Raw genomic sequence first — 25,815 nt, forward strand, 5'->3', positions numbered from 1 at the left:
GGTCAGCTCTTGGCCACGGCGGCCTTGGCCGTCGTCTTGGCCTTCGACGCGGGCGCGGGCACCGCCGCGGCATCGGCGGGTGCGGCGGGCGTGGCGCCGGCCGCGTCCTCGTCGCCGTCCTTGCGGACGCCCACGCCCAGCTTCTCCTTGATCTTCCGCTCGATCTCGTTCGCGAGATCCGGGTTGTCCTTGAGGAAGTTGCGGGCGTTCTCCTTGCCCTGGCCGAGCTGGTCGCCCTCGTACGTGTACCAGGCACCGGCCTTGCGGATGAAGCCGTGCTCCACGCCCATGTCGATCAGACCGCCCTCGCGGCTGATGCCCTGGCCGTAGAGGATGTCGAACTCGGCCTGCTTGAACGGCGGCGCGACCTTGTTCTTGACGACCTTGCAGCGGGTGCGGTTGCCGACCGCCTCCGTGCCGTCCTTCAGGGTCTCGATGCGGCGGATGTCGATGCGCACCGAGGCGTAGAACTTCAGCGCGCGGCCACCGGTCGTGGTCTCCGGCGAGCCGAACATCACACCGATCTTCTCGCGGAGCTGGTTGATGAAGATCGCGGTGGTCTTGGACTGGTTCAGCGCACCCGTGATCTTCCGGAGGGCCTGGCTCATCAGACGGGCCTGGAGACCCACGTGGGAGTCACCCATCTCGCCCTCGATCTCGGCGCGCGGCACGAGGGCCGCCACGGAGTCGATGACGATCAGGTCGAGGGCACCGGAGCGGACGAGCATGTCCACGATCTCCAGCGCCTGCTCACCGGTGTCCGGCTGCGACAGGATGAGGTTGTCGGTGTCGACGCCGAGGGCCTTGGCGTACTCGGGGTCGAGCGCGTGCTCGGCGTCCACGAAGGCGACGGTTCCGCCGGCCTTCTGCGCGTTGGCGACGGCGTGCAGGGTCAGGGTCGTCTTACCGGAGGACTCCGGACCGTACACCTCCACCACGCGGCCGCGGGGAAGCCCGCCGACACCGAGGGCGATGTCCAGCGCGGTCGACCCGGTCGGGATGACGTCGATGGGGTCGTTCGGCTTGTCGCCGAGGCGCATGACCGCACCCTTGCCGAATTGCCGTTCAATCTGTGCGAGCGCGGCGTCGAGAGCCTTCTCGCGGTCGGTGCCTGCCATGGGTTCCACCCGGTTTGCTTGAGTCGATCGCTTCACGCCACTGACGCTAATGCCTGCCACTGACAATGCGCCTCCACGACCGGTTCGGCTGTGGATAACTCATCAGAATGGATGTTCGATTTCCCTGTCAAGCTCGCCACGCCGGAGCGCTATGCCCCGATTACGTAGATATCCTATGAAGTGTGATCGAGTCTGGACGGCCACGACTTCGTAGGCGCCCCGGCCCGGGAAGACTCGTGCGGCTGTCGCCGGTCATCCTGACCGTCGTCATCGCCAGCCTGGCATACAACACTCCGCCGGAGATGGCCTTCAGCCGCCTCCTGCCCGCGGCGCCGGCCCTCGCCGCCGCCATGTGGCCGGTGCTCCCCACCGTCCTGCTCGGGACGGTCTGCCTCGTCCTGATGATCGGCCTCAGCCTCGTCTTCCCCGACCTGGGCACGTGGTGGACGGCCGCCGGGATCATCGCGGTCACCGTGGCCGCCGCGTACGGGAGCCACGTCCGGCTCCAGCGCGAGCGCACGCTCTTCCAGGTGCGGCTCGTCGCCGACGCGGCGCAGCAGGTGGTCCTGAGCCCCCTGCCGCGCCGCTTCGGCATGATCGAGATCGAATCGCTCTACCTCGCGGCCGCCGCCGAGGCACGCATCGGCGGCGACTTCTACGAGGTGGTCGACACGCCGTACGGGGTGCGGTTGCTCATCGGCGACGTACGGGGCAAGGGCCTGCCGGCCGTGGGCGCGGCCGCCGCGATCGTCAACGCCTTCCGGGAGGCCGCCTACGGCGAGACCGACATGGTCGACGTCGCGCGCCGGCTGGACGCCAGCAGCATGCGCTACAACGCCGCCTTCCCGCCCGAGGGGCCGATGGAGCGGTTCGCCACCGCGCTCCTCGTCCAGATCCCGCACGGGGGCGGACGCATCGACATCCTCAACTGCGGACATCCACCGCCCCTGCTCCTGAACCGCGGCAGACTCCGGTCCCTGGAGTCGGTCACGCCGTCGCCGCTGCTCAGCCTCGCGGACCTGATCGGCGACCAGTACAGCATCGACACCTTCGACTTCGCCCCCGACGACCTGCTGCTCCTCTACACCGACGGGATCGCCGAGGCCCGTGCGCGCGACGGCGAGTTCTTCCCGCTGGCGGCCTGGATGGGCCGGCAGCCCCCGACACCGCCCCACGAGCTGCTCACGGCCCTCCACCGCGACCTGCTGCGCTACAGCAGGGGCCGCCTCGACGACGACATCGCCGCCCTCGCCGTCCGCCTCCGCGGCCCCGGAGCCGCGGAGGCCCCGTAGACGACCGCCCCGGCACGGCCGTACCGCGCCCGGAACCACTGCCGCGGCGCGCAGGCCCAGGGCTCATACGCTCTCCGCATGATCGAATTCCGCTACCCGCCCAAGCCCCGCCCGGGGGACCGCGTCGCGGTCCTGTCACCCTCGTCCGGGCTGCCCGGGCTCTTCCCGCTCCCCTACGAGCTGGGGCTGCGCCGGCTCCGGGACGACTTCGGGCTGGAGCCCGTGGAGTACCCGACGACGCGGAGGATGGGCTCGACGCCCGAGGAGCGGGCCGCGGACGTCCACGCCGCCTTCGCCGACCCCGGCATCAAGGCGGTGATCGCCAGCATCGGCGGCGACGACCAGATCACCGTCCTCCCCCACCTCGACGGCGACCTCCTGCGCGCCCATCCCAAGCCCTTCTTCGGCTACAGCGACAACACCAACCTCCTGCTGTTCCTGCGCAACCTCGGCATCGTCGGCTACCACGGCGCCTCGGTGATGGTCGAGCTCGGCCGGCCCGGGGCGATGCACCCGGCCACCGCCGCCTCCCTCCGGGCGGCGCTGTTCACCTCGGGCGCCTACGAGCTGAACCGCTCGGGCGAGTACGGGGACGAGAACCGCCCCTGGGAGGACCCGGGCACCTTCGACTCCGAGCCGGTGATGGACCGCTCCTACGGCTGGACCTGGCACCACGACCACCGGGTGGTCGAGGGCGCCGGCTGGGGCGGCAACCTGGAGGTCATCTCCTGGATGATGGCGGCCGACCGCGCGGTGCTGCCCGCCGAGTCGTACGCCGGCGACGTGCTCTTCCTGGAGACCTCCGAGGAGATGCCGACCGCCGAGGAGGTCTACCGGATGCTCCGGAACATGGGCGAGCGCGGCCTGCTGGGCCGGTTCCCCGCGCTGCTGATGGGCAGGGCGAAGAGCTGGTCGTTCGAGAACCGGTTCGACTCCGCCCGGAAGGAGCGGTACCGCGCGGACCAGCGCGAGGCCGTCCTGCGGGCGCTGCGGCAGTACGCGCCCGACACGATGGTGGTCTTCGACGTGGACCTCGGCCACACCGATCCGCAGCTCGTGATCCCCGTGGGCGGGCGGATCCGGGTGGACGGTCCGGCCCGGCGGATCACCGTCACCTACTGAGCCGCCGCCGACCGCCCGCCGGACACCCCCGCCGGGGCGGTCAGGGCGAGAGCGCGACGCCCAGCGAGTCGGCGGCGAACGGCCTCGGTGCCCGCTCCTCGTAGAAGACGTCGAGCTCCGTGACCGTGAAGCCGGCGGCGGTCAGCAGCTCGACGGTCGGCCGGGTCAGGTGGCACCCGCCGCAGAGCCGCTTGTGCAGCGGTTCGATCCGCCGCTGCCAGCGGCGCACGCCGGCGTCCCCCGCCGGGGCGAGGCCGTGCTCGACGAAGTGCAGGCCGCCCCCGGGCTTGAGCACGCGCCGCACCTCGCGCAGCGCCGCCGCGGGGTCCGGGATGGTGCACAGCGTCCAGGTGGACAGGGCGGCGTCGAAGGTGTCGTCCGCGAAGGGCAGCGCCTGCCCGTCGAGGCCGGCCCGCCGCACCGGGACCTGCGAGGCGCCCACGCGGTCGGCGGCGAGCTTCCACCCCAGGTCGGAGGGCTCGACCGCGGCCACGCCGGTGACGCCCGGCGGGTAGAAGGGCACGTTGTGGCCGGTGCCGAAACCGATCTCCACGACCTCCCCGGCCAGGCCCGCGCAGACGCGACGCCTGAGCGGGCGGGCCGACTGCGCCCCACAGGCGAGGTCGATGATCCGCGGGACGACCCGTTCGGCGTAGAAACCCATCACAGCCTCCGTCTCGGTGCTCCCCAGCATGGCACCGGCGGCCGGGACGGGCCGGGACCGCCACCGACTGACAACCCAAGGTTGACACCCCTGCGACTGTCAACCTAGGGTTGCCTCTATGACGAACCCTTCGGTGGAACCCGTTCGCATGACCAATCCGGTACGCCTCGACGACCTGATCGAGGCCATCAACAAGGTCCACACCGACCCCCTGGAGCAGCTCAGCGGCGCCGTCGTCGCGGCCGAGGCCCTCGGGGACGTCGCGGACCACCTCATCGGCCACTTCGTCGACCAGGCCCGTCGCTCCGGCGCCTCCTGGACCGACATCGGCCGCAGCATGGGCGTCACCCGCCAGGCGGCCCAGAAGCGCTTCGTCCCCAAGCCGGACAAGGAGGGCGCGGGCGCCCTCGACCCGAACGCGGGCTTCGGCCGCTTCACCCCCCGCGCCCGCAACGTGGTCGTGACCGCGCAGAACGAGGCCCGCGCCGCGGGCAACAGCGAGATCGGCACGGCGCACCTGGTCCTGGGCCTGATGGCCGAGCCCGACGGCCTCGCGGGGGTCGCCCTGCGCGCCCAGGAGGTCTCGCCGGACGACGTACGGGCCGCCGCGAGCGCCGCGCTCCCGCCTGCCCAGGACGAGATCCCGGCCCTCGTCCCCTTCGACGCCCCGGCGAAGAAGGCCCTGGAGCTGACCTTCCGTGAGGCCCTGCGCCTGGGCCACGACTTCGTCGGCACCGAGCACATCCTGCTCGCGCTCCTGGAGCTGGAGAACGGCGAGGGCCTGCTGAGCGGCCTCGGCCTCGACAAGGCGGCCGCCGAGGCGACCGTCAACGAAGCCTTGGCAACCGTACTCGGCGGCGGGGACGCGAAGTAGAGGAGTCCGCGTCCCGCGTCAGCTCGTAGCGCTTGACGTACGCGCCGAGGAAGGCCTGCAGCGTGGCGACGGCCGGGATGGCGATCAGCGCCCCGACCGCGCCGAGCAGGGCGGTGCCCGCGATGACCGATCCGAAGGCCACCGCGGGATGGATGTCGACGGTCTTCGAGGTCAGCTTCGGCTGGAGCACGTAGTTCTCGAACTGCTGGTAGACCACCACGAACCCGAGGACGTACAGCGCGTACCAGGGGTCGACGGTGAAGGCGAGCAGAACCGGCAGCGCGCCCGCGAGATAGGTGCCGATGGTGGGGACGAACTGCGAGACAAGCCCCACCCACACGGCGAGCGCGGGCGCGTACGGCACCCCGAGCACCGCCAGCAGGATGTAGGTCGCGACGCCCGAGATCAGCGCCATCAGCCCGCGCGAGTAGAGGTAGCCGCCCGTCTTGGCGACGGCGATCTCCCAGGCGCGCAGCACCTCGGCCTGCTTGGCGGGCGGCAGTACGGAGCACAGCGCGCGCCGCAGCCGCGGTCCGTCGGCGGCGAAGTAGAAGGAGAACAGCCCGATCGTCAGCAGCTTGAAGAGTCCGCCGAGCACGGTGGCGGACACGTCGAGCACCCCGGACGCGCTGTTCTGCACGTACTTGCGCAGCCAGTCGGAGCGCAGCACGCTCTCCTGGATCTCCAGCCGGGACAGGTCGGTGTGGAAGGTGGAGTTGATGGCTTTGATCACGGCGTCGAGATAGCCGGGGAAGCCCTCCACCATGGCGACGATCTGGCCGGCGAGCAGGGAGCCGAGCAGGGCCAGGAATCCCGCCGTGACGACGACCACCGCCGTGAACATCAGGAAGGTGGCGAAGCCGCGGCGCATGCCGCCGGCCGCCATCCGCGCGACCGCGGGTTCGATCGCGAGCGCGAGGAAGAACGCGATCAGGATGTTGACGAGCAGCCCGATCAGCTGGTGGAAGGCCCAGCTGCCGAGCTGGAAGCAGGCGACGAGGGCCAGTACGAGGACCACCGCGCGCGGCAGCCAGCGCGGCATGCGCTCGTCTCCCCCGGCCTGCGCGGGTCCGGCCGGGGGCGTGCCGGGGCCGCCGGGCGCTGCGGGGCCGGCGGGCCGGGCCGCCGCCGTTCCGGTCGCGCCCGTGCCCGCGGCGGACGGGCCCGAGTCCGGTTCCGGTTCCCGGCCGGCGGCGTCCCGTGCGGCGGGGGCGGCGGCGTCCCGGTCGGCCGCCCGCGGTGGCGGCAGCGCGCCCTGGGCGGCTACGGGCTGGTCGGTCGTCTCTTCGGTGGCTCCCACGCCGCCAAGTCTGTCCCACCGACGGCCCGTGCCGCGAAAAGGGGCGCCCCTCGGCCCCCGGGGGCGTCAGCGCAGCGAGGCCGGTACGTCCATCGCCGAACACACCGCGCGCCACACGTCCTTGGTCTCCCAGCCCGCCTCCAGCGCCTGGTGGACGGTACGGCCGCCCAGTTCCGTCATGACGTGGTCCCGCGCGAAGGAGTCGGCGTAGGCGGCGCCGAAGTGCTCGGCCATCCGCTCCCAGAAAATCGTCAACCGCATGCCCCCAGTATCCCGCCCCGGGAGAGTGCACCGGCGGCGTTCGGCCCGCGCCCCGGCGTCACCGCGCCCTACGTTGCACGCATGCCCGGAGACGAAGCTTCCCCGCAGAGCGCGCCATCCCCACGATCCCCGCGCCCCCCACAGGCCCCCGCGCACACCCCGCCCGCCCCCCGGTCGCCCTCGGACCCGCTGCCCGCGCTGGACCGCGCCGAGCGGTTCATGTGGCTCACCGCCCGCGTGCTGGAGCAGCGCCGGTTCGCCTTCCACTTCCTCGGCGGGGACGCCGATCCGGTGGACACCGCCCTCGGCTCGTACCTCAATCCGGACGGCGGCTACGGCCACGCCCTCGATCCGGACCTGCGCGGCCCGCTGAGCCAGCCCCTGCACACCGCGTACGCCCTGCGGGTGCTGGACGGCCTGGGCCGCTGCGCCGGGCAGCGCATCGAGCGGCTCTGCCGCCACCTGACGGGGGTCTCCACCCCGGACGGCGCGCTCCCGGTGGTCTTCCCCGCCCCGCGCGACTACCCGGCGGCCCCGTACCACCCGATGCACGACGACCCGCCCGGCGAGCTCCTGACGACCGGCCCGGTCGTCGGCCTGCTGCACCGCAACCGCGTCTGGCACGCCTGGCTCTTCCGGGCCACGGACTTCTGCTGGGACCGGGTGGAGAACCTGCACCGCACGCACCCGTACGAGGTCCAGAGCGCCGTGGCCTTCCTGGACGGCGTACCCGACCGGGCGCGCGCGGTGGCGGCCGCGGACCGGCTGGGACGGATGGTGCGCGAGCAGCGCCTCGTGGTGCTGGATCCGCGGCGGCGGGCGGAGTTCCCGCCGTCCCCGGGCTACGCACCGGGCGAGCAGCTGTTCCCCCACGACGTCGCGCGGCGGCCGGAGTCGCTGGCCCGCGCCTGGTTCACGGACGAGGAGATGCGCCGCTCCCTGGACTTCCTGGCGGCCGCGCAGCAGGCGGACGGCGGCTGGCCGGTCCGCCGCGAGGCCTGGGCACCGGGCAGCTCCCTGGAGCGGCGGCCGATCGCGACGCTGGAGGCACTGCTGACCCTGCGGGCCTACGGCCGCCTGCCGGCCCCGGTCAGCCACCCAGGGCCCGTACCCCCGCGGTGACGACGACGGCGGCCGCGACCACGACGAGGAAAGGGGCCCGCAGCAGCAGGGCGAGCCCGGCGGCCGCCAGCCCGGCGGCGCGGGCGTCGACGACGAGCGCGGACCCGGTGGAGAAGGTCTGCTGGGCCGTGAGCGCGGCGAGCAGCGCGACCGGCAGCAGCGCGGCGAGGCGGCGCACCAGCGGTCGTTCCAGGGCGCCGGCGGGCACGAGCAGCCCCGCGTACTTCACGGCGTAGCAGCCGACGACGGTAAGGCCGATGGCGATCCAGACGTTCACGAGCGGCGTCCCTTCATCCACAGCACGACGGGTGCGGCCAGGGCCGCGATCAGCACGGGCACCCCGGCGGGCAGTACGGGCAGGAAGCCCAGCCCCAGGACGAGGGCGAGGGCGGCGACCGCCCGCTCGGTGGCCGTCTTCAGCATCGGCGCCAGCAGCGCCAGGAACACGGCGGGGCCGGCGGCGTCCAGCCCCCAGGCCCTGGTGTCGCCAATGGCCTCGGCTCCGAGCGCCCCGAGCAGGGTGGTGACGTTCCAGAGGGCGTAGAGGGTGAGCCCGGTGACGGTGAAGCCGAGCCGGGCGGACTTCCGGTCGGGCTGCGCCAGTGCCACGGCGGTGGTCTCGTCGATCACCCAGTGCGCGGCGAGCGGCCGCACGGCGCGCGGCAGCCGGAGCAGCTGCGACAGGCGCAGCCCGTAGAAGGCGTTGCGGGTCCCGAGGAAGAACGCCCCGGCGGCGGCGGTGAACGGGTTGCCTCCCGCGGCCAGCGCCCCGACCAGGGCGAACTGCGAGGCCCCGGTGAAAACGAGGAGGCTCAGCACACAGGCCTGCAGGGTGCTGATGCCGGCTCCGGCCGCGGTCACGCCGAAGGCGAAACCGGACAGGCCGACGGCGACGCCGACACCGAGCGCGTCCCGGACGACCGCCGCCCGCGGCCGTCCGCCCGGCGCCGCTGTCTCATGTATCTCTGGCTCTGTGACCAGCTGCTTCTCTCCCACACCCCGAAAGTACGCGGGGCGGTGCCGGATGGTCTTGTACGTTCTTGCGCGCGGTGCCGGACCCCCCTGGGGCCGCCTAGGTCCTGTCGTCAAAGTGGCGCCGGTCAGGCCCGCGGTGTCCGGTGCCGTGCATCGCAAGGCGGAGGGGCGCCCGAGTACTGGACGTACGTGGGCGCCCCGACAACGCGGCGAGGTGCGGTGCCGGGCGCCGCGGGCCAGGTGCAACTTTGACGACAGGGCCTAGCGGGACCGCTCCCGCCGGTACGCGCCCGGCGGGACCCCCACGATGCGGGTGAAGTGCCGGTTCAGGTGGGGCTGGTCGGTGAAGCCGACGGCGACCGCGGCCTCCGCCGGCGGGGTGCCCGCGTCGAGCAGCCGGCGGGCCCGCCGGACCCGGGCGTCCGTCAGCCAGGTGTGCGGCGGCATCCCGTACCGCTCCCGGAAGGACCGCAGCAGGGCGAAGGGGCTCGTGCCCAGCTCGGCCGCGAGCTGCTCCAGGGACGGCGGGTCGGCGAGGCGTTCCTCCAGCACGGCGCGGGCCGCCGCCGCTTCGGGGCCGCCGGTGCCGCGGAGGGGGCGGGCGGGCAGCGGGCCGGCGTACCGGGTCAGCATCCGGGCGACCACACCGCGCAGGAGGGTGTCGGCGGCCAGCGCGTTGCCCGCCTCGGCGGCCCGGTGCACCTCGGTGATCGTGCGCGAGGCCTGCGGGTCGGCGACGATGTCGGCGGTGAAGCCGGGGGTGCCGCGCAGCGTGCCGATCTCGGCCGCGACCTCGGCGATCAGCCCGGCGGAGGGGTAGAGGGTGGCGTACGCCCATCCTTCGGGCGCTCCGGCTCGGGCGGTGTGGGGCACCTCGGGGTTGATCAGGACCACGCTGCCGGGTCCGGCGCGCACGGTGTGGCCGGGGAGGCCGACCTCTTCGATGCCGCCGGTGACGGCCGCGATGACGTAGCCGTCGTGCGCGTGACGCGGGAAGGTGTGGCGCACGTAGTGGGCGCGCAGCAGGTCCAGCCCCGGCAGTTCCGGATACTGCCAGTGCCGGGCCCACTCCCCGCGGCCTGCGTCCGTCCCCATCCCCCCATTCTGCGCCCCCGCGCCGACGCGTGTTCGCGCAGGTCCGGGGCGTTGTCAGTGGTGGGGTGCACGATGGGGGCATGGCAGGCGCTGCGCTCGACTCGTTCTCCCCCGCGACCCGCTCCTGGTTCACGGGGGCCTTCGTCGCGCCCACCGGTGCGCAGGAAGGCGCCTGGCGCGCGATCGGGGAGGGCTCGGACGTGCTGGTGGTGGCCCCCACCGGCTCCGGCAAGACCCTGGCCGCGTTCCTCGCCGCCCTCGACCGGCTCGCCTCGACCCCGCCGCCCGCCGAGTCGAAGAAGCGCTGCCGGGTGCTGTACGTGTCGCCGCTGAAGGCCCTGGCCGTCGACGTCGAGCGCAACCTGCGCAGCCCGCTCACCGGGATCCGGCAGGAGTCCGTCCGGCTCGGGCTGCCCGAACCGGACATCCGGGTCGGGATCCGCTCCGGCGACACCCCCGCGGCGGAGCGGCGGGCGCTGGCCACCCGGCCGCCGGACATCCTGATCACCACGCCCGAGTCGCTGTTCCTGATGCTGACCTCGGCGGCGCGCGAGGCCCTCTCCGGGATCGAGACGGTGATCGTGGACGAGGTGCACGCGGTCGCCGGGACCAAGCGGGGCGCGCACCTGGCCGTGTCACTGGAGCGGCTGGACGAGCTGCTGCCGCGGCCTGCGCGCCGGATCGGGCTGTCGGCGACGGTCAGGCCGGTGGAGGAAGTGGCCCGGTACCTCGCGCCGCGCGGCAGGGTGGAGATCGTCCAGCCGCCGTCGGACAAGGAGTTCGACCTGTCCGTGGTCGTCCCGGTGCAGGACATGGGCGAGTTGGGCGGCTCCCCGGCGGCGGAGGGCCGGGAGGGCGGGGACAAGCCGTCGATCTGGCCGCATGTGGAGGAGCGGATCGCGGACCTGGTCCAGGCGCACCGGTCGACGATCGTGTTCGCCAACTCCCGCCGTCTCGCCGAGCGGCTGTGCAACCGGCTCAACGAGATCGCGTACGAGCGCGCGGTCGGCGAGAAGATGCCCGAACACGCGTCACCCGCCGAGGTCATGGCCCAGTCGGGCGCGGCGCTGGGCGCCCCGCCCCTGCTGGCACGTGCGCACCACGGCTCGGTGTCCAAGGAACAGCGGGCCCTGGTCGAGGAGGACCTGAAAGCGGGCCGGCTGCCGGCCGTGGTCGCCACCTCCAGCCTGGAGCTGGGCATCGACATGGGCGCGGTGGACCTGGTGGTGCAGGTGGAGTCCCCGCCGTCGGTGGCGTCCGGCCTCCAGCGGGTGGGCCGGGCCGGGCACCAGGTGGGCGCGGTCTCCACCGGGGTGGTCTTCCCCAAGTACCGGGGCGACCTGGTGCAGGCTGCGGTGGTCACCGAGCGGATGCGGACGGGGGCGATCGAGTCCCTGCGCATCCCCGCCAATCCCCTCGACGTCCTGGCGCAGCAGCTGGTCGCCATGGTCGCGATGGACACCTGGCAGCTGGACGACCTCCTCGCGCTGGTGCGGCGGGCGGCGCCGTTCGCGGCGCTCCCGGAGTCGGCGTTCACCGCCGTGCTGGACATGCTGGCCGGCCGCTACCCGTCGGACGCCTTCGCCGAGCTGCGGCCGCGCGTGGTGTGGGACCGGGTGGCGGGGACGATCACGGGGCGGCCGGGGGCGCAGCGCCTCGCGGTCACCTCCGGCGGCACGATCCCGGACCGCGGGCTCTTCGGGGTCTTCCTGGCCGGCTCGGACCCGAAGAAGGGCGGCGGCCGGGTCGGCGAGCTCGACGAGGAGATGGTCTACGAGTCCCGGATCGGGGACGTCTTCACCCTGGGCACCACCACCTGGCGCATCGAGGACATCACCCGCGACCGGGTCCTGGTCACGCCCGCCCCCGGGGTGCCGGGCCGGCTGCCCTTCTGGAAGGGCGACCAGCTCGGCCGTCCGCTCGAACTGGGCCGCGCGGTCGGGGCGTTCCTGCGCGAGCTCGGCGGCCTCTCCGCGCAGGACGCGCGGCTGCGGCTGGCGGCGGCCGGGCTGGACGCCTGGGCCGCGGAGAACGTGCTGGCCTATCTGGACGAGCAGCGCGAGGCCTGCGGCCACGTACCGGACGACCGGACCATCGTGGTGGAGCGGTTCCGCGACGAGCTGGGCGACTGGCGGGTCGTGGTCCATTCGCCGTTCGGCGCGCAGGTGCACGCGCCGTGGGCGCTGGCCCTCGGCGCCCGCCTCGCGGAGAAGTACGGCATGGACGCGCAGGTGATGCACGCCGACGACGGCATCGTGCTCCGCCTGCCCGACGCGGACCTGCTGTCCATGGACCTGCTGGACCACGATCCGGCGGGGCCGGCGTCCTTCGAGTTCGACGACGAGCAGGCTCCGCTGGGCGCCACCGACGTCGCCTTCGACCACGGCGACATCAACCAGATCGTCACCGACCAGGTGGGCGGCTCGGCGCTGTTCGCCTCCCGCTTCCGCGAGTGCGCGGCCCGCGCCCTGCTGCTGCCGCGCCGCAGCCCGGGCCGCCGTACCCCGCTGTGGCAGCAGCGCCAGCGGGCCTCCCAACTGCTCCAGGTGGCCTCCGAGTTCGGTTCGTTCCCGATCGTCCTGGAAGCCGTACGCGAATGCCTGCAGGACGTCTTCGACGTGCCCGGGCTGACCGAGCTGATGGGAGACATCGAGGCGCGCCGGGTGCGCCTGGTCGAGGTCACCACCCCGGAGCCGTCGCCCTTCGCCCGGTCCCTCCTCTTCGGTTACGTCGCCCAGTTCCTCTACGAGGGGGACTCCCCGCTGGCGGAGCGCAGGGCGGCCGCGCTGTCGCTGGACTCCCGCCTGCTGGCCGAGCTGCTCGGCCAGGCGGAGCTGCGCGAGCTGCTCGACGCGCAGGTCCTGGAGGAGCTGGAGGAGGAGCTGCAGTGGCTCACCGAGGACCGGCGGGCCAAGGACGCCGAGTCGGTGGCCGACCTGCTGCGCCTGCTGGGCCCGCTGACGCAGGAGCAGCTGACGCGGCGCGGCGCGGATCCGGCCTGGGCCGAGGAGCTGGCCGCGGCCCGACGCGCCATCCGCGTCCGGATCGGCGGCGCGGACCACTGGGCGGCGGTCGAGGACGCGGGCCGGCTGCGGGACGCGCTGGGCACCGCGCTGCCCGTCGGCGTCCCGGAGGCGTTCACCGAGCCGGTCAAGGACCCGCTGGGCGATCTGCTGGCGCGGTACGCGCGCACCCACGGCCCGTTCACCACGGCGGCCGTGGCCACCGCCTTCGGTCTGGGCGCGGCGGTGACCGAGGGCGCCCTGAACCGTCTCGCGGCGGCGGGCCGCGTGGTGCAGGGCGAGTTCCATCCGGCGGGCATCGGCCAGGAGTGGTGTGACGCGACGGTGCTGCGCCGGCTCCGCCGCCGCTCCCTGGCCGCGCTCCGGCAGGAGCTGGAGCCGGTTCCGCCGACCTCCCTGGCCACGTTCCTGCCGCAGTGGCAGCACCTGGGCGGAGCCCTGCGCGGCCTGGACGGCCTGGCGCGGGCGGTCGAGCAGCTCCAGGGCGCACCGGTCCCGGCGTCCGCGCTGGAGCGGCTGATCCTGCCGTCGCGGGTGTCCGGCTACTCCCCCGGCCTGCTGGACGAGCTGACCACGACGGGCGAGGTGGTCTGGGCGGGAGCCGGAGCCCTCCCGGGCAAGGACGGCTGGGTGTCGCTGTACCTGGCGGACGCCGCCCCCCTGCTCCTGCCGCCACCGCATCCGCTGGAGCCGAGCCCGCTCCACCAGGCGGTCCTCGCGGCCCTCTCGGGCGGCTACGGGCTGTTCTTCCGGCAGATCGCGCAGGCGGTCCGCGTCGAGTTCCCCGAGGCGTCCGACCTCGCCCTCTCCGATGCGGTGTGGGACCTGGCATGGTCGGGACGGCTCACCAACGACACCCTCGCCCCGCTGCGCTCACTGCTCGGCTCGGGCCGTACGGCGGGCTCCACCGCCCACCGGGCCCGCCGCACCGTCCCGCGCGGGCGGTACGGCACGCTGAGCGCGACGGCGTCCCGCACGGGACCGCCCACGGTGTCCGGGCGCTGGTCGCTGCTGCCGTCCCAGGCGCCCGACCCGACGCACCGCGCCCACGCCCTGGCGCGCACCCTGCTGGACCGGCACGGGGTCGTGACCCGCGGCGCGGTCGCCGCGGAGGGCGTGGAAGGGGGCTTCAGCGCGGTCTACCGCGTCCTGTCGGCCTTCGAGGACAGCGGCCAGGCCCGTCGGGGTTACGTGGTCGAGGGGCTGGGCGCGGCCCAGTTCGCCATGGACGGCGCGGTGGACCGGCTCCGCGCCGCCGAGCGCACCCCGCCCCCGCTGGCGGCTGTGGTGCTGGCCGCGGCCGACCCGGCGAACGCGTACGGCGCGGCCCTGCCGTGGCCGGAGCCCCCGGCCGGCGCCACCCACAAGCCGGGCCGCAAGGCGGGCTCCCTGGTGGTCCTGGTGGACGGGGAACTCACCCTGTACCTGGAGCGCGGCGGCAAGACCCTGCTGGCCTGGCCCGGCCCGGAGGACCCGCGGCTGACGGCGGCGGTGGCCGCCCTGGCCGCGGGCTGCCGCTCGGGCAGCCTGCCGGCCCTGACGGTGGAGCGGATCAACGCGGCGGCCGCGCTGACCTCGCCCCTGGGGCCCCCGCTCGAATCCGCCGGCTTCCACGCCACGCCCCGGGGGCTGCGCCTGCGGCAGTGACCGCACCGGGCCCTGGAGGCGGCCGGCTTCCGTGCCACTCCGAGAAGTTTGCGCTTGCGTTCCTGAGCAACGCAAACAGCCGCGACTGTTCCGCTCACGTCCTGGACATGTCACAGGACTGTCGCCGACCGCCTCTGAGCTGGCACAGGCGCTTATTCATCCTTTATCAAGATGATCACAGGCATTGCACGAGCGATGCACAGTCATGGGGGAGCAGAAGAGTGAGCACCATCAGCATGCGTACCACCACCCTCGGCGCGGTCGGCATGGCGGTCGCCGCAACCCTGGCCCTGACGGGCTGCAAGAACGGCAACGAAGAGCTGGCCCCCGCGCCGCCGAGCGAGTCCGCCTCGGCCGGCGTCGCGTCCCCTTCGGCCACCGCCCCGTCCGGAGCGGGCAGCCCCAGCGCCACCACGGGCGGCGGCGACGCCCCCGCCGGGGCGAACGGCACGGCCACGTCCGGTCAGACCTTCAGGATCGGCGAGGCTGCGGAGGTGCCGTTCAGCTACGGGAACACCAAGGGCGGCCACATCGCCCTCACGGTCACCGCGATCGAGCAGGGCGACCCCGCCGACCTGGAGCCCCTCAAGCTCGGCGACAAGGTGAAGGGGATGATCCCCTACTACATCCGCTACTCGGTCAAGAACACCGGCACCACGGACCTGTCGTACTCCTCCGTCACCCAGATCAAGGGCCTGCTCGGGGACGGCACCGAGGCGCAGCGCGTGTCGGTCATCGGCAAGTTCGAGAAGTGCGCGAACGAGTCGCTGCCGAAGGGCTTCACCAACGGCCGGACGCAGACCAGCTGCGCGCTGGCGCTCGCCCCGTCGGCCCAGACGAAGGTCACCGCCGCCGAGTACTGGGGCAACCCCTACAGCTACCCGAACAAGGGCCTCGTCTGGAAGTGACGAGAGGGCCCCTGCGGCCCCTCCGGCCCCTCCGCCCGTCCGGCCCTTTCGTGATCCACCGAGCCCCTGCGGCCGCAATCCGGCGCAGGGGCTCGCGCCGTTCCCCGGACGCCTTCCCCCGCACTGCCCGCCCTCGGCCACTCCCGACCCGAGTCCCTCCGCCCCCGCGGCCCGTGGGGGCGCCCTCCGCGGCGGGCACCCCCGGGGCGTGGGCGACAATGGGGGCATGCCCGAAGGCGACAGCATCCGGCGCGCGGCGACCCGCCTGCACGCGGCCCTGGCGGGCCGCGAACTGACCCGCAGCGACCTGCGCGTCCCCCGCTTCGCCACGGCGGACCTCACCGGCCGCCTCACCCTCGACGTGACCCCTCGCGGCAAGCACCTGCTCGCCCGCTTCGAGGGCGGCCTCACCCTGCACAGCCACCTCCGCATGGACGGCGCCTGGCACGTCTTCGCGGCGGGCGAGAAGTGGCGCGGCGGCCCGGACTACGAGATCCGCGCCGTCCTCGGCACGGCCGCGATGACGGCCGTCGGCTACCGCCTCCCCGTCCTGGAGCTGATCCGCACCGCCGAGGAGGACCGCGTCGTCGGTCACCTGGGCCCTGACATCCTCGGCCCGGACTGGGACCCCGAACGCGCCGCCGCGAACCTCCTCGCCGCCCCGGAGCGCCCCCTGGGGGAGGCCCTGCTGGACCAGCGCAACCTCGCCGGCATCGGCAACGTCTACATGTGCGAGCTCTGCTTCCTCGCCCAGGTCACGCCCTGGACGCCGGTCGGCGGCCTTCCCGAGCCCACGCTGCTGCGGCTGGCCGCCGCGTCCCACCGGCTGCTGTCGGCGAACATCGGGGACCGGCCCGGCCACCGCAACACCACCGGAATCCACCGGCCCGGTCAGGAGCTCTTCGTCTACGGCCGCCGCGACCGGCCCTGCCTGCGCTGCGGCACCCCCGTCCGCAAGATCTCCCAGGACGACCGGCCCACCTACTGGTGCCCGCAGTGCCAGCCGGGGCCCACTCCCTGAGCGAAACGGCCGCACCCGGACCTGCTCCCGCCAATTGACGATCCGTCAGATCCGGTCGTACCGTCCCGGCATGCCCACACCCACAGCCCCGTACGACCTCACCGGCCGCACCGCCCTGGTCACCGGAGCCGCCAGCGGCATCGGACGGGCCACCGCCGTCCTCCTCGCCTCCGCCGGTGCCCACGTGCACTGCGCGGACCGTGACGAACAGGGGCTGGCCGAGACCGCCGCCCTGGCCGACCAGGCCGCCGCGACCGATGGCGGCGCCAGCGTCCACCGCCTCGACGTCACCGACCGGGCGGCGATCCGGGCGGCCGTCGCCGCGGCGGGCCCGCTCGACATCGCCGCCGCCATCGCCGGGATCATGCACACCAGCAGCGTCCTGGAGACCGCCGACGAGGACCTCGACCGAGTCCTGGACATCAATTTCAAGGGGGTCCTGCGCACCTGCCAGGAGGCGGCCCGCTCCATGATCGCTGCGGGCCGCCCGGGATCGATCGTCACCATGGCCTCCGGAGCCGTGGACGCCGCCCAGCCCGGCCTGCTCTGCTACAGCGCCGCCAAGGCAGCCGTCGTCCAGCTCACGAAGACCCTGGCCACCGAAACCGGGCCGCACGGCATACGGGTCAACGCCGTCGCGCCCGGCTGGATCCGCACCCCGATGACCGGCCGCCACAGCCCCGAGGTCCAGGAACAGACCGAGGCCGCCATGGTCCGCATGTCACCGCTGCGCCGGGTCGGCGAGCCGGAGGACATCGCGCAGGCGGTGCTCTACCTGGCCTCCGACGCCTCGTCCTTCATGACGGGCCAGATCCTGCGTCCGAACGGCGGAGTGTCGATGCCCTGGTGACCGCCCCCGGTCCGGGCGGTGCCGCGTCCTCGCCGGCGGCCGGCCCCGCGCCCTGCGCAGCGGCGCCGGCACGCAGTGCACCGGCAGCAGCCCCAGTCCCCAGCCGCCCACCGCCACCGCGCCCTCCACGGCTCCCGACTCCGCGGGCGCCAGGACCAGCCGCAGCACGGCCCACCACCACAGGGCCCCCACCGTCAGCGCGAGGGCCGACAGCACGGGTATGCGCAGCGACGTCCGCACTGCCACCTCCAGGGGCCGGGACCCGGACGGCCCCATCGTCTCGTACGCCCCCCGCCCCCGCACCCAGAACGGCCGGGAGCCCCGGCCGGTGCTCCACGCACCGGCCGGGGCTCCGGCCAAGCTCTGACACGCGCGTGCTCGCTCAGGCGGCTACTACATTCACCGCTTCCGCAGGCGCCTTGATGGTCACCCGTTCCGGACCCGCGACCGACGCCATCGAAACCGAATTGAGCATCGGGCGGACCGGTACGGTGACCGGTTCGCTTGCCGCGGCCGACTGCGCCAGCTCAGCCAGCGACAGTTCATCACTGACTTCGCGCATCAGCTCGGACATCCGTACGTCCAACGCGTCGCAGATCGCGGAGAGCAGCTCGGAGGATGCCTCCTTCTGCCCCCGCTCCACCTCGGAGAGATAGCCGAGCGAAACTCGGGCCGACGAGGAGACTTCGCGCAGAGTACGGCCCTGGCGCTGGCGCTGCCGACGCAGCACGTCACCCAGCAGGCGACGGAGCAGAATCATCGGTGGCTCCCTCCTCTGACCGTGTAGCCGCATCCTTCACGCCCCACCGTACCGCCTCGCGCCGCGGCCGTGCGGGGAGCGATGTCGTGTTCACTCAGGGCTGCAAACATCAAATCCCCCCGTTCTGTTCCGTATCCTGCCCCCGCGCATTCTCCCGGAGTTCGTCCGCGAGAAGCCCGAGCACTGTGCGTGCACTCTCCCTACGAATTTCCGCCCGGGAGCCGTTCAACCGCAGCTGGGCCGTTTTCCTGCCCGCCGGACCGTCCACGGCGATGAAAACCGTGCCCACCGGCCGGCCGTCCTGGGGCTCCGGACCGGCCACCCCGGTCGTCGCGATCCCCCACGAAGCGCCCATCACCCGTCGCACCCCGGCGGCCATCTCGGCGGCCACCTGGGCGTTCACCGCCCCCTCGGCCGCGAGCAGGTCCGCGTCCACTCCGAGGACCAGGTGTTTGATCTCCGTCGCGTACGCCGTGACCGATCCGCGGAACGACCGGGAGGCTCCGGGGACGGCCGTCAGCTCGGCCGCGACCAAGCCGCCCGTCAGGGATTCGGCGACCGCGACGGTCTGGTCACTCTCCGCGAGCAGCTGGAGCGCGTACGCAGCGGCCGTGCGCCCCTCGCTCGCTCCGGAGCGCCCCCGCGCCACCGGAGAATCCCCCGCCCCGTACGTCACCGCGCGGCCCGCTCCGCGGCCAGTCCCTGGCGGCGCAGCACGACCGCCTGCCGGATGTAGTCCAAACCGGTGACGACGGTCAGCACGACCGCGAGCGCCATCACCCAGAAGCGCATCGTCGCCAGCGCACCGGTCAGCGCGAGGACGTACATGCCGACCGCCGTGCCCTGGGCCAGCGTCTTCAGCTTGCCGCCGCGACTGGCCGGAATCACCCCGTAGCGGATGACCCAGAAGCGCAGCAGCGTGATCCCGAGCTCCCGTCCGAGGATCACCCCGGTCACCCACCACGGGAGGTCACCCAGCCACGACAGGCAGATCAGCGCCGACCCCATGATCGCCTTGTCGGCGATGGGGTCGGCGATCTTGCCGAAGTCCGTGACCAGGTTGTACGTCCGGGCCAGGTGCCCGTCGAAGATGTCCGTGATCATGGCCACGGCGAACGCCGCCCAGGCCCACGCCCGCCAGGCGGGGTCGTACCCGCCGTCGGCGAGCAGCAGCAGGACGAACCCCGGCACCAGCACGAGCCGGATCATCGTCAGGATGTTGGCGATGTTCCACAGGCTGGCCTGATCGACCGCCGCGGCCCCCAGCTTCGCGCCGGGTACGGGCCGGCGGCCGGTCCCGCCCGCCGCAGATGCCGGGACACCGGTCATCCGGTCGCCTCCTCAAAGTCCATGTCCAGGGGCTCGGCCACCAGGTCCACTCCCAGGGTGCCGACGACCTTCGCCGTGACGATACGCCCCGGGACCAGGCCGGTGCCGTCCGTGAAGACCACCTGGCCGTCCGTTTCGGGGGCCTGGTGGGCGGCGCGCCCGTAGGCGCCCTCGCCGTCCTCGGCCTCGTCGAACGGGACGACCGTCTCCACGAGCACTTCCAGGGTCTCGCCGATCCGCTCCTCCGCACGCTGGGCGGTCAGCTCCTCGGCGAGCCGCTGCATGTGCGCCAGGCGCTCGGCGATGGTGTCCTCGTCCAGCTTGTTCTCGTAGGTGACGGCCTCGGTGCCGTCCTCGTCCGAGTACCCGAACACGCCGATCGCGTCGAGGCGGGCGTGGGTGAGGAAACGCTCCAGCTCGGCGAAGTCGGCTTCCGACTCGCCGGGGAAGCCGACGATGAAGTTCGAGCGGACACCGGCCTGCGGGGCCTTGGACCGGATGGTGTCCAGCAGCTCCAGGAAGCGGTCGGTGTCGCCGAAGCGGCGCATGGCGCGCAGCACGTCGGGGGCCGAGTGCTGGAAGGAGAGGTCGAAGTACGGCACGACCTTGGGGGTCGAGGTCAGTACGTCGATCAGGCCCGGGCGCATCTCGGCGGGCTGGAGGTAGCTGACGCGGACGCGCTCGATGCCGTCGACGGCGGCGAGCTCGGGCAGCAGCGTCTCCAGGAGCCGGATGTCGCCGAGGTCCTTGCCGTACGAGGTGTTGTTCTCGGAGACCAGCATGATCTCCTTGACGCCCTGCTCGGCGAGCCAGCGGGTCTCGCCCAGCACGTCGCTGGGACGGCGGGAGATGAAGGAGCCGCGGAAGGACGGGATGGCGCAGAAGGAGCAGCGCCGGTCGCAGCCGGAGGCCAGCTTGACCGAGGCCACCGGGCTCTTGTCCAGGCGGCGGCGCAGCGGGGCGCGCGGGCCGGAGGCGGGCGCGAGGCCCTCGGGCAGGTCGGCGGGGGCCTCCGCGGGCGCCTGGGCGTGCCCGGGGAGGGCGACGTCGGCGGCCTGGCGGGCGGCGGGGCTGATGGGCAGCAGCTGGCGGCGGTCGCGCGGGGTGTGCGCTTCGACGCTGCCGCCACTGAGGATGACCTGGAGGCGGTTGGAGATGTCGGCGTAGTCGTCGAAGCCGAGGACTCCGTCGGCCTCGGGAAGGGCCTCGGCGAGCTCCTTGCCGTAGCGCTCGGCCATGCAGCCGACGGCGACGACGGCCTGGGTCCTGCCGTGGTCCTTGAGATCGTTGGCTTCCAGCAGGGCGTCTACGGAGTCCTTCTTGGCGGCTTCGACGAAGCCGCAGGTGTTGACGACGGCTACGTCCGCGTCAGCGGCTTCCTCGACGAGCTCCCAGCCATCCGCCGCCAAGCGGCCTGCGAGCTCCTCCGAGTCCACCTCGTTACGGGCGCAGCCAAGAGTGACAAGGGCGACGGTACGGCGTTCGGGCATGGACTCAAGACTACTTCGTCCCGGCGTCGGCCCCGGCCGCACGTCCCCGTACGCCGGGATCCCCGGGGTGCGAGCAGCACCCCGGGGATCCCGGTCCACGCCTTCCGCCCTGGGGCGGCCCCTCGGTCAGCCCGCCTGGGGCTGGTCCCGGGAGGGGTCTTCCTTGGTGTATGTGAGGCGTTCCACTTGACCCGGCTGGAAGTCGTCCTTGATCTCCTTGCCGTTCACGAAGAGCTTCACGACCCCGGCGTCGCCGAGCACGAGGTCGACGGACTCCTTGTCCGTGAACGTCTTCGACTCGCCCTGCACGAGGGTGCCGTCGAAGAGGAGCCGGCCGGTGGAGTCCTTCGCGGAGATCCAGCTCTCGCCGGTGTCGGCCGTCAGGACGACCGTGACGAGGTCCTTGGGCGCGGCGGCGATGGCGCTGTCCGAGGGCTCCGGCTTGGCGGCCGGCGGGACCTGGGAGGGCTGCGCGGCGGGCTTGCCGCCGGTCTGCTTGGGTGCGGGCTTGGGGGAGGCGGAACCTTCCGCCATCGGGCGCTTTTCCTTCTCGCCGTCGCCGCCGAAGGCGGTGAAGCCGACGAAGCCGATGACGGCGACGATCGCGGCGACCATGGCGGCGGTCCAGTTGGGCCGCTGCCGCTCGGGGCGGATCCGCTCCGCGTCGAACATCGGCGCGGCGGGGGTGGGTGCCGGCCGGCCGCCGTGGGCCGCGTCGTAGCTCTCGACCAGGGGTGCCGGGTCGAGGTGGACGGCGCGGGCGAGCGTACGGATGTGGCCGCGGGCGTAGACGTCGCCGCCGCACCGCGTGAAGTCGTCCTCTTCGATCGCGTGCACGATCGGGATGCGCACGCGGGTGAGGGAACTGACCTCGTCGACTGTGAGCCCGGCGGCGATCCGGGCCTTCTTGAGGGCCGTCCCGATGGACGGCTCTTCGACGGAACGTTCGACGAGACGGTCCTCGGACCGGTCGTCGGTCGAAGACCGCTCTTCTTCGGGGGAGTTGGAGTTGCCGATGGACACAAGGGCGCCTTTCGAGCGTGTAGCCACCTGCTGGAAGTCCAGTCTAGGGGGGTGACGAAAGGGTGGAGCAACCGGAGGGTGCTCTTCCTACGCCATCCGAATGGCGTGGGCGGGGCCCCTCCGGCGCGGCGGACCCACGCCGTACAAGACGTCGTGCGCGGTCCCGCCACCTCTCTTCAACTTGACGCGGCCCCAAGGGAAACGGTTGCCCGCCAAACGGCTACGAATGCGTCTCGCCGCGGATGACCGCGAGCACCCCGTCCAGCTCGTCCGCCTTCAGCAGGACGTCGCGCGCCTTCGAACCCTCACTCGGGCCGACGATGCCCCGCGACTCCATGAGGTCCATGAGCCGGCCGGCCTTCGCGAAGCCCACCCGCAGCTTGCGCTGGAGCATGGAGGTGGAGCCGAACTGCGTGGTGACGACCAGCTCGGCCGCCTGGCACAGCAGGTCCAGGTCGTCGCCGATGTCCTCGTCGATCTCCTTCTTCTGCTTCTGCCCGACCGTGACGTCGTCCCGGAAGACCGGCGCCATCTGGTCCTTGCAGTGCTGGACGATCCCGGAGATCTCCTCCTCGGTCACGAAGGCGCCCTGGAGGCGGACCGGCTTGTTCGCGCCCATCGGCAGGAACAGCCCGTCGCCCTTGCCGATGAGCTTCTCGGCGCCGGGCTGGTCGAGGATGACCCGGCTGTCGGCGAGGGAGGAGGTGGCGAAGGCGAGGCGCGAGGGCACGTTCGCCTTGATCAGGCCCGTGACCACGTCCACCGAGGGCCGCTGGGTGGCGAGCACCAGGTGGATGCCGGCGGCGCGGGCCAGCTGGGTGATGCGGACGATGGAGTCCTCGACGTCGCGCGGGGCCACCATCATCAGGTCGGCGAGCTCGTCGACGATCACCAGCAGGTACGGGTAGGGGTTGAGCTCGCGCTCGCTGCCCGGCGGGAGTTTGATCTTCCCGTCCCGGATGGCCCGGTTGAAGTCGTCGATGTGCCGGTAGCCGAAGGCGGCCAGGTCGTCGTAGCGCAGGTCCATCTCGCGCACGACCCACTGGAGGGCCTCGGCGGCCCGCTTGGGGTTGGTGATGATCGGCGTGATCAGGTGCGGGATGCCCTCGTACGCCGTCAGCTCGACCCGCTTGGGGTCGACGAGGACCATCCGGACGTCCTCCGGGGTGGCCCGCACCATGATCGAGGTGATCAGACAGTTGATGCAGGAGGACTTTCCGGAGCCGGTGGCGCCGGCGACCAGTACGTGCGGCATCTTGGCGAGGTTGGCCATGACATAGCCGCCCTCGACGTCCTTGCCGAGCGCGACCAGCATCGGATGGTCGTCCTCGGCCGCGTCCGCGAGGCGCAGGACGTCGCCCAGGTTGACCATCTCGCGGTCGGTGTTGGGGATCTCGATGCCGACCGCGGACTTGCCCGGGATCGGGCTGATGATCCGCACGTCGGGGCTGGCCACGGCGTAGGCGATGTTCTTGGTCAGGGCCGTGATCCGCTCGACCTTGACGGCCGCGCCGAGGGTGACCTCGTAGCGGGTGACGGTCGGGCCCCGGGTGAAGCCGGTGACGTCGGCGTCCACCTTGAACTCGGTGAACACGTTGCGCAGGGAGGCGACCACGGCGTCGTTGGCGGCGCTGCGCGTCTTGCCGGGCCCACCCTTCTCCAGCAGGTCCAACGAGGGCAGGGAGTACGTGATGTCCCCGCGCAGCTGGAGCTGCTCGGCGCGGGGCGGCAGCGGCTGGGCCTCGGGCGCGGCCTTGGTCAGGTCGGGCACCGCGAGGGTCCCGGAGGCCGCGGCGGTGGTGGCGTGCGGCTGCTCGGCGGGCTCCGCGCCGGTCCCGGCCGCGGGCGGCACGGCGGCCACGGTGGGCGCTTCGGGCGCCCCGGGTACCTCGATGGCGGTCTTCGCGGCGGGCCGGCCGCCCCGGGCGGTCGGCACCGGCGCGGTGACCTCGACGCCGTCGGGCTCGGCGGAGATCCCGTGCGTGAGGTCCGCGACGAGCGGGGAGGGCGGCATGCCGCCGTAGACCGCCCCGTCCAGCGCGGCGGCGGCCGCCGCGGCCACGTCGACGGCGTCCATCCCGCGGTCCATCTCGGGTCGGGCGGCGGTCTTGCGCGGCCGGCGCCGCCGGGCCAGGGCCTCCTCCTCGGCGGCGTCCGCGGGGTCCCCGGAGCCCGCTCCGGCCCCGGTCCGGGCCCGCCACTGCTCGGGGTCGTGCCGGGCGGCGGCGCCCCCGTCCTCCCCGTAGCCCTCGTCGTACTCGTTCGGGGCGATGATCCCGAGCCGGATGCCGAGCCGGCGCAGCCGCTGCGGGATCGCGTTGACCGGGGTCGCGGTGACGACGAGCAGGCCGAAGACGGTGAGCAGCACCAGCATGGGCACCGCCAGCGGCGCCCCCATGGTGAAGATCAGCGGCTTGGAGGCGCCCCAGCCGATGAGCCCGCCCGCGTTCTGCATGGCGGTGGTGCCCTCGTCCCGGCCGGGCGCCCCGCAGGCGATGTGGACCAGCCCGAGGACGCCGATGGCGAGGGCGGACAGTCCGACGCCGATCCGGCCGTTGGCGTCGGCCTGTTCGGGGTGGCGGATGAAACGTACCGCCATGACGCCGAGCAGTATCGGGACGAGCAGGTCCAGTCGTCCGAAGGCACCGGTGACCAGCATGGTCACCAGATCCCCGACGGGACCGCTCAGGTTCGACCAGGTACCGGCGGCGACGATCAGCGCGAGGGCGAGCAGCAGCAGTGCCAGGCCGTCCTTGCGGTGGGCGGGGTCGAGGTTCCTGGCCCCCTGGCCGATCCCGCGGAAGACGGCGCCGACCGCGTGCGCGCACCCGAGCCACAGGGCCCGCACCAGTCGCAGCACGCCGCTCGTCGGGGACGGCGCGGGCCTGGCCGCGGCCTTCTTCGCCGGGGCGCGCCTCGCCGCCGCGGCCTTCTTCGCCGGGGGCTTGCGTGCGGGCGCCGCCTTCTTGGCGGGCGCCGCCGTACGGCCGGTGCGGCCCTTCGCGGTGCCCGCGGTGCTCGGGGAACCCTTGCCGGACGTACGTGAGGCCATGGGCCCGAGGTTACCGGTGCGCACGCCGGTGGACACGCGTGCCCACCCCTTCACCCGTTCGTGTCGCCGCAGGAGCGGATGTCGTGACGCTCCGCCAAGCCGGACGCCCGCGCGGTCAGTTCTGGGAGGGCAGGGCGGGAGCGCCTCCGGCGCTGCCGGGCTCCAGCGCGTCGAGTGCCCGTCGCAGTCCGGTGAGTTTGCGTTCCAGATGGGCCGCGGTCGCGACGACGCCGGCGTCGGCGGAATCCTCACCGAGCTGCTTGGTCAGCGCCTCGGCCTGCTCCTCGACCGCCGCGAGCCGGGCGGACAGCTCGGCCAGCAGGCCCGCCGTCTCCTTGCCGGCGTCCATGCCGTTCGATCCGCCGCCCTCCAGCTGGAGCCTCAGCAGGGCCGCCTGCTCGCGCAGTTGGCAGTTCTTCGTGTACAGCTCCACGAAGACGGAGACCTTGGCCCGGAGCACCCACGGGTCGAACGGCTTGGAGATGTAGTCGACCGCACCCGCCGCGTAACCGCGGAAGGTGTGGTGCGGACCGTGGTTGATCGCGGTGAGGAAGATGATCGGAATGTCCCGGGTGCGTTCGCGCCGCTTGATGTGCGCGGCCGTTTCGAACCCGTCCATGCCCGGCATCTGCACATCCAGCAGAATGACCGCGAAATCGTCCGTCAGCAGCGCCTTGAGCGCCTCCTCACCCGACGACGCCCGGACCAGTGTCTGATCGAGCGCGGAGAGGATGGCCTCCAACGCCAGCAGATTCTCCGGCCGGTCGTCGACCAGGAGGATCTTGGCCTTCTGCACCATGCCCTGTCCTCCTCGCCCCGGCACGGGGCCTCCCCGGCTCTTGGCACCGGCCTGTGCGCCGGGCCCCGCCCCAAGGGACGACACCCGTGC

Annotated in this window: 23 protein-coding genes; 9 read left to right on the forward strand and 14 right to left on the reverse strand. The window is 73.1% G+C overall.

Going from position 1 to position 25,815, the window contains the following annotated elements; all coding sequences use genetic code 11:
* Positions 1 to 2: 2 nt before the first annotated feature.
* The gene (gene recA, locus AC2RP6_RS12640) at positions 3 to 1,118 is read right to left on the reverse strand and encodes a recombinase RecA (RefSeq protein WP_486446329.1); all 1,116 of its coding nucleotides are present in this window, start codon (positions 1,116 to 1,118) and stop codon (positions 3 to 5) included.
* 236 nt (positions 1,119 to 1,354) lie between these two features.
* Here recA and AC2RP6_RS12645 point away from each other — a divergent pair, with 236 nt between their 5' ends.
* Both AC2RP6_RS12645 and AC2RP6_RS12650 read left to right on the forward strand, forming a co-directional pair.
* A complete protein-coding gene (locus AC2RP6_RS12645) occupies positions 1,355 to 2,410 on the forward strand; it encodes a PP2C family protein-serine/threonine phosphatase (RefSeq protein ID WP_486446330.1) in 1,056 nt (351 codons plus the stop codon).
* A 78-nt stretch (positions 2,411 to 2,488) separates the two neighbouring features.
* A complete protein-coding gene (locus AC2RP6_RS12650; RefSeq protein ID WP_486446331.1) occupies positions 2,489 to 3,532 on the forward strand; it encodes a S66 family peptidase in 1,044 nt (347 codons plus the stop codon).
* A gap of 40 nt (positions 3,533 to 3,572) precedes the next feature.
* Here AC2RP6_RS12650 and AC2RP6_RS12655 read toward each other — a convergent pair whose 3' ends face one another.
* Entirely contained in the window at positions 3,573 to 4,196 is a 624-nt protein-coding gene (locus tag AC2RP6_RS12655) for a class I SAM-dependent methyltransferase (protein ID WP_486446332.1), read from the reverse strand.
* 118 nt (positions 4,197 to 4,314) lie between these two features.
* On the opposite strand from AC2RP6_RS12655, the gene AC2RP6_RS12660 reads away from it, so the two are divergent.
* A complete protein-coding gene (locus tag AC2RP6_RS12660; RefSeq protein WP_486446333.1) occupies positions 4,315 to 5,070 on the forward strand; it encodes a Clp protease N-terminal domain-containing protein in 756 nt (251 codons plus the stop codon).
* Here the strand turns inward: AC2RP6_RS12660 and AC2RP6_RS12665 are convergent.
* Both AC2RP6_RS12665 and AC2RP6_RS12670 read right to left on the reverse strand, forming a co-directional pair.
* Positions 5,024 to 6,112 carry an AI-2E family transporter gene (locus tag AC2RP6_RS12665; RefSeq protein ID WP_486450314.1) on the reverse strand — a complete coding sequence of 363 codons (1,089 nt, stop codon included), beginning with the start codon at positions 6,110 to 6,112 and terminating at the stop codon, positions 5,024 to 5,026. The genes AC2RP6_RS12660 and AC2RP6_RS12665 overlap by 47 nt on opposite strands.
* A gap of 324 nt (positions 6,113 to 6,436) precedes the next feature.
* Entirely contained in the window at positions 6,437 to 6,631 is a 195-nt protein-coding gene (locus tag AC2RP6_RS12670) for a DUF3046 domain-containing protein (protein WP_486446334.1), read from the reverse strand.
* Positions 6,632 to 6,712: 81 nt separating this feature from the next.
* Here AC2RP6_RS12670 and AC2RP6_RS12675 point away from each other — a divergent pair, with 81 nt between their 5' ends.
* Entirely contained in the window at positions 6,713 to 7,753 is a 1,041-nt protein-coding gene (locus tag AC2RP6_RS12675; protein ID WP_486446335.1) for a hypothetical protein, read from the forward strand.
* On the opposite strand, the gene AC2RP6_RS12680 is transcribed toward AC2RP6_RS12675, so the two are convergent.
* From AC2RP6_RS12680 to AC2RP6_RS12690, 3 genes are all read right to left on the reverse strand, one after another.
* Positions 7,722 to 8,030: an AzlD domain-containing protein gene (locus AC2RP6_RS12680; protein ID WP_030664986.1), complete on the reverse strand. Its 309-nt coding sequence runs from the start codon at positions 8,028 to 8,030 to the stop codon at positions 7,722 to 7,724. The two genes, AC2RP6_RS12675 and AC2RP6_RS12680, sit on opposite strands and share 32 nt — an antisense overlap.
* Positions 8,027 to 8,734, reverse strand: a complete 708-nt coding sequence (locus AC2RP6_RS12685; RefSeq protein WP_486450315.1) for an AzlC family ABC transporter permease — start codon at positions 8,732 to 8,734, stop codon at positions 8,027 to 8,029. Before AC2RP6_RS12685 ends, AC2RP6_RS12680 begins: the two co-directional genes overlap by 4 nt.
* A gap of 255 nt (positions 8,735 to 8,989) precedes the next feature.
* Positions 8,990 to 9,823 carry an AraC family transcriptional regulator gene (locus AC2RP6_RS12690; protein ID WP_486446336.1) on the reverse strand — a complete coding sequence of 278 codons (834 nt, stop codon included), beginning with the start codon at positions 9,821 to 9,823 and terminating at the stop codon, positions 8,990 to 8,992.
* Between the two features lie 80 nt (positions 9,824 to 9,903).
* On the opposite strand from AC2RP6_RS12690, the gene AC2RP6_RS12695 reads away from it, so the two are divergent.
* The 5 genes from AC2RP6_RS12695 (at position 9,904) to AC2RP6_RS12715 (ending at position 17,639) form a co-directional block, all read left to right on the forward strand.
* Positions 9,904 to 14,493: an ATP-dependent helicase gene (locus AC2RP6_RS12695; protein ID WP_486446337.1), complete on the forward strand. Its 4,590-nt coding sequence runs from the start codon at positions 9,904 to 9,906 to the stop codon at positions 14,491 to 14,493.
* A gap of 221 nt (positions 14,494 to 14,714) precedes the next feature.
* Positions 14,715 to 15,401, forward strand: coding sequence for a hypothetical protein (locus AC2RP6_RS12700; protein ID WP_486446338.1), 687 nt, complete (start codon positions 14,715 to 14,717; stop codon positions 15,399 to 15,401).
* A gap of 226 nt (positions 15,402 to 15,627) precedes the next feature.
* Positions 15,628 to 16,422 carry an Fpg/Nei family DNA glycosylase gene (locus tag AC2RP6_RS12705; protein WP_486446339.1) on the forward strand — a complete coding sequence of 265 codons (795 nt, stop codon included), beginning with the start codon at positions 15,628 to 15,630 and terminating at the stop codon, positions 16,420 to 16,422.
* A gap of 70 nt (positions 16,423 to 16,492) precedes the next feature.
* A complete protein-coding gene (locus AC2RP6_RS12710; RefSeq protein ID WP_486446340.1) occupies positions 16,493 to 17,272 on the forward strand; it encodes an SDR family NAD(P)-dependent oxidoreductase in 780 nt (259 codons plus the stop codon).
* A gap of 220 nt (positions 17,273 to 17,492) precedes the next feature.
* Positions 17,493 to 17,639, forward strand: a complete 147-nt coding sequence (locus AC2RP6_RS12715) for a hypothetical protein (RefSeq protein WP_486446341.1) — start codon at positions 17,493 to 17,495, stop codon at positions 17,637 to 17,639.
* 15 nt (positions 17,640 to 17,654) lie between these two features.
* Here the strand turns inward: AC2RP6_RS12715 and AC2RP6_RS12720 are convergent, their stop codons facing one another.
* The 7 genes from AC2RP6_RS12720 to AC2RP6_RS12750 form a co-directional block, all read right to left on the reverse strand.
* The gene (locus AC2RP6_RS12720; RefSeq protein ID WP_030664971.1) at positions 17,655 to 18,032 is read right to left on the reverse strand and encodes a helix-turn-helix domain-containing protein; all 378 of its coding nucleotides are present in this window, start codon (positions 18,030 to 18,032) and stop codon (positions 17,655 to 17,657) included.
* A gap of 109 nt (positions 18,033 to 18,141) precedes the next feature.
* Entirely contained in the window at positions 18,142 to 18,681 is a 540-nt protein-coding gene (locus tag AC2RP6_RS12725; RefSeq protein WP_486446342.1) for a CinA family protein, read from the reverse strand.
* Between the two features lie 23 nt (positions 18,682 to 18,704).
* On the reverse strand, positions 18,705 to 19,361 hold the full coding sequence (pgsA, locus tag AC2RP6_RS12730) for a CDP-diacylglycerol--glycerol-3-phosphate 3-phosphatidyltransferase (protein WP_486446343.1): 657 nt from the start codon (positions 19,359 to 19,361) through the stop codon (positions 18,705 to 18,707).
* A complete protein-coding gene (gene rimO, locus AC2RP6_RS12735; protein WP_486446344.1) occupies positions 19,358 to 20,851 on the reverse strand; it encodes a 30S ribosomal protein S12 methylthiotransferase RimO in 1,494 nt (497 codons plus the stop codon). The genes pgsA and rimO overlap by 4 nt, the downstream gene beginning before the upstream one ends.
* A 126-nt stretch (positions 20,852 to 20,977) precedes the next feature.
* Entirely contained in the window at positions 20,978 to 21,874 is an 897-nt protein-coding gene (locus AC2RP6_RS12740; protein ID WP_486446345.1) for a helix-turn-helix domain-containing protein, read from the reverse strand.
* Between the two features lie 220 nt (positions 21,875 to 22,094).
* Positions 22,095 to 24,926: an FtsK/SpoIIIE family DNA translocase gene (locus AC2RP6_RS12745; RefSeq protein ID WP_486446346.1), complete on the reverse strand. Its 2,832-nt coding sequence runs from the start codon at positions 24,924 to 24,926 to the stop codon at positions 22,095 to 22,097.
* A gap of 115 nt (positions 24,927 to 25,041) precedes the next feature.
* The gene (locus tag AC2RP6_RS12750; RefSeq protein WP_486446347.1) at positions 25,042 to 25,725 is read right to left on the reverse strand and encodes a response regulator; all 684 of its coding nucleotides are present in this window, start codon (positions 25,723 to 25,725) and stop codon (positions 25,042 to 25,044) included.
* Positions 25,726 to 25,815: the final 90 nt, after the last annotated feature.

Source organism: Streptomyces sp. WAC03905, from assembly GCF_057371075.1.

What these genes read in the sequence shown, in the direction of transcription:
- recA (WP_486446329.1), bottom strand. Translation starts at nt 1,118, where the DNA reads ATGGCAGGCACCGACCGCGAGAAGGCTCTCGACGCCGCGCTCGCACAG.
- AC2RP6_RS12650 (WP_486446331.1), top strand. Translation starts at nt 2,489, where the DNA reads ATGATCGAATTCCGCTACCCGCCCAAGCCCCGCCCGGGGGACCGCGTC.
- AC2RP6_RS12655 (WP_486446332.1), bottom strand. Translation starts at nt 4,196, where the DNA reads ATGGGTTTCTACGCCGAACGGGTCGTCCCGCGGATCATCGACCTCGCC.
- AC2RP6_RS12660 (WP_486446333.1), top strand. Translation starts at nt 4,315, where the DNA reads ATGACGAACCCTTCGGTGGAACCCGTTCGCATGACCAATCCGGTACGC.
- AC2RP6_RS12665 (WP_486450314.1), bottom strand. Translation starts at nt 6,112, where the DNA reads ATGCCGCGCTGGCTGCCGCGCGCGGTGGTCCTCGTACTGGCCCTCGTC.
- AC2RP6_RS12670 (WP_486446334.1), bottom strand. Translation starts at nt 6,631, where the DNA reads ATGCGGTTGACGATTTTCTGGGAGCGGATGGCCGAGCACTTCGGCGCC.
- AC2RP6_RS12675 (WP_486446335.1), top strand. Translation starts at nt 6,713, where the DNA reads ATGCCCGGAGACGAAGCTTCCCCGCAGAGCGCGCCATCCCCACGATCC.
- AC2RP6_RS12690 (WP_486446336.1), bottom strand. Translation starts at nt 9,823, where the DNA reads ATGGGGACGGACGCAGGCCGCGGGGAGTGGGCCCGGCACTGGCAGTAT.
- AC2RP6_RS12695 (WP_486446337.1), top strand. Translation starts at nt 9,904, where the DNA reads ATGGCAGGCGCTGCGCTCGACTCGTTCTCCCCCGCGACCCGCTCCTGG.
- AC2RP6_RS12705 (WP_486446339.1), top strand. Translation starts at nt 15,628, where the DNA reads ATGCCCGAAGGCGACAGCATCCGGCGCGCGGCGACCCGCCTGCACGCG.
- AC2RP6_RS12710 (WP_486446340.1), top strand. Translation starts at nt 16,493, where the DNA reads ATGCCCACACCCACAGCCCCGTACGACCTCACCGGCCGCACCGCCCTG.
- AC2RP6_RS12715 (WP_486446341.1), top strand. Translation starts at nt 17,493, where the DNA reads ATGCGCAGCGACGTCCGCACTGCCACCTCCAGGGGCCGGGACCCGGAC.
- AC2RP6_RS12720 (WP_030664971.1), bottom strand. Translation starts at nt 18,032, where the DNA reads ATGATTCTGCTCCGTCGCCTGCTGGGTGACGTGCTGCGTCGGCAGCGC.
- pgsA (WP_486446343.1), bottom strand. Translation starts at nt 19,361, where the DNA reads ATGACCGGTGTCCCGGCATCTGCGGCGGGCGGGACCGGCCGCCGGCCC.
- rimO (WP_486446344.1), bottom strand. Translation starts at nt 20,851, where the DNA reads ATGCCCGAACGCCGTACCGTCGCCCTTGTCACTCTTGGCTGCGCCCGT.
- AC2RP6_RS12745 (WP_486446346.1), bottom strand. Translation starts at nt 24,926, where the DNA reads ATGGCCTCACGTACGTCCGGCAAGGGTTCCCCGAGCACCGCGGGCACC.
- AC2RP6_RS12750 (WP_486446347.1), bottom strand. Translation starts at nt 25,725, where the DNA reads ATGGTGCAGAAGGCCAAGATCCTCCTGGTCGACGACCGGCCGGAGAAT.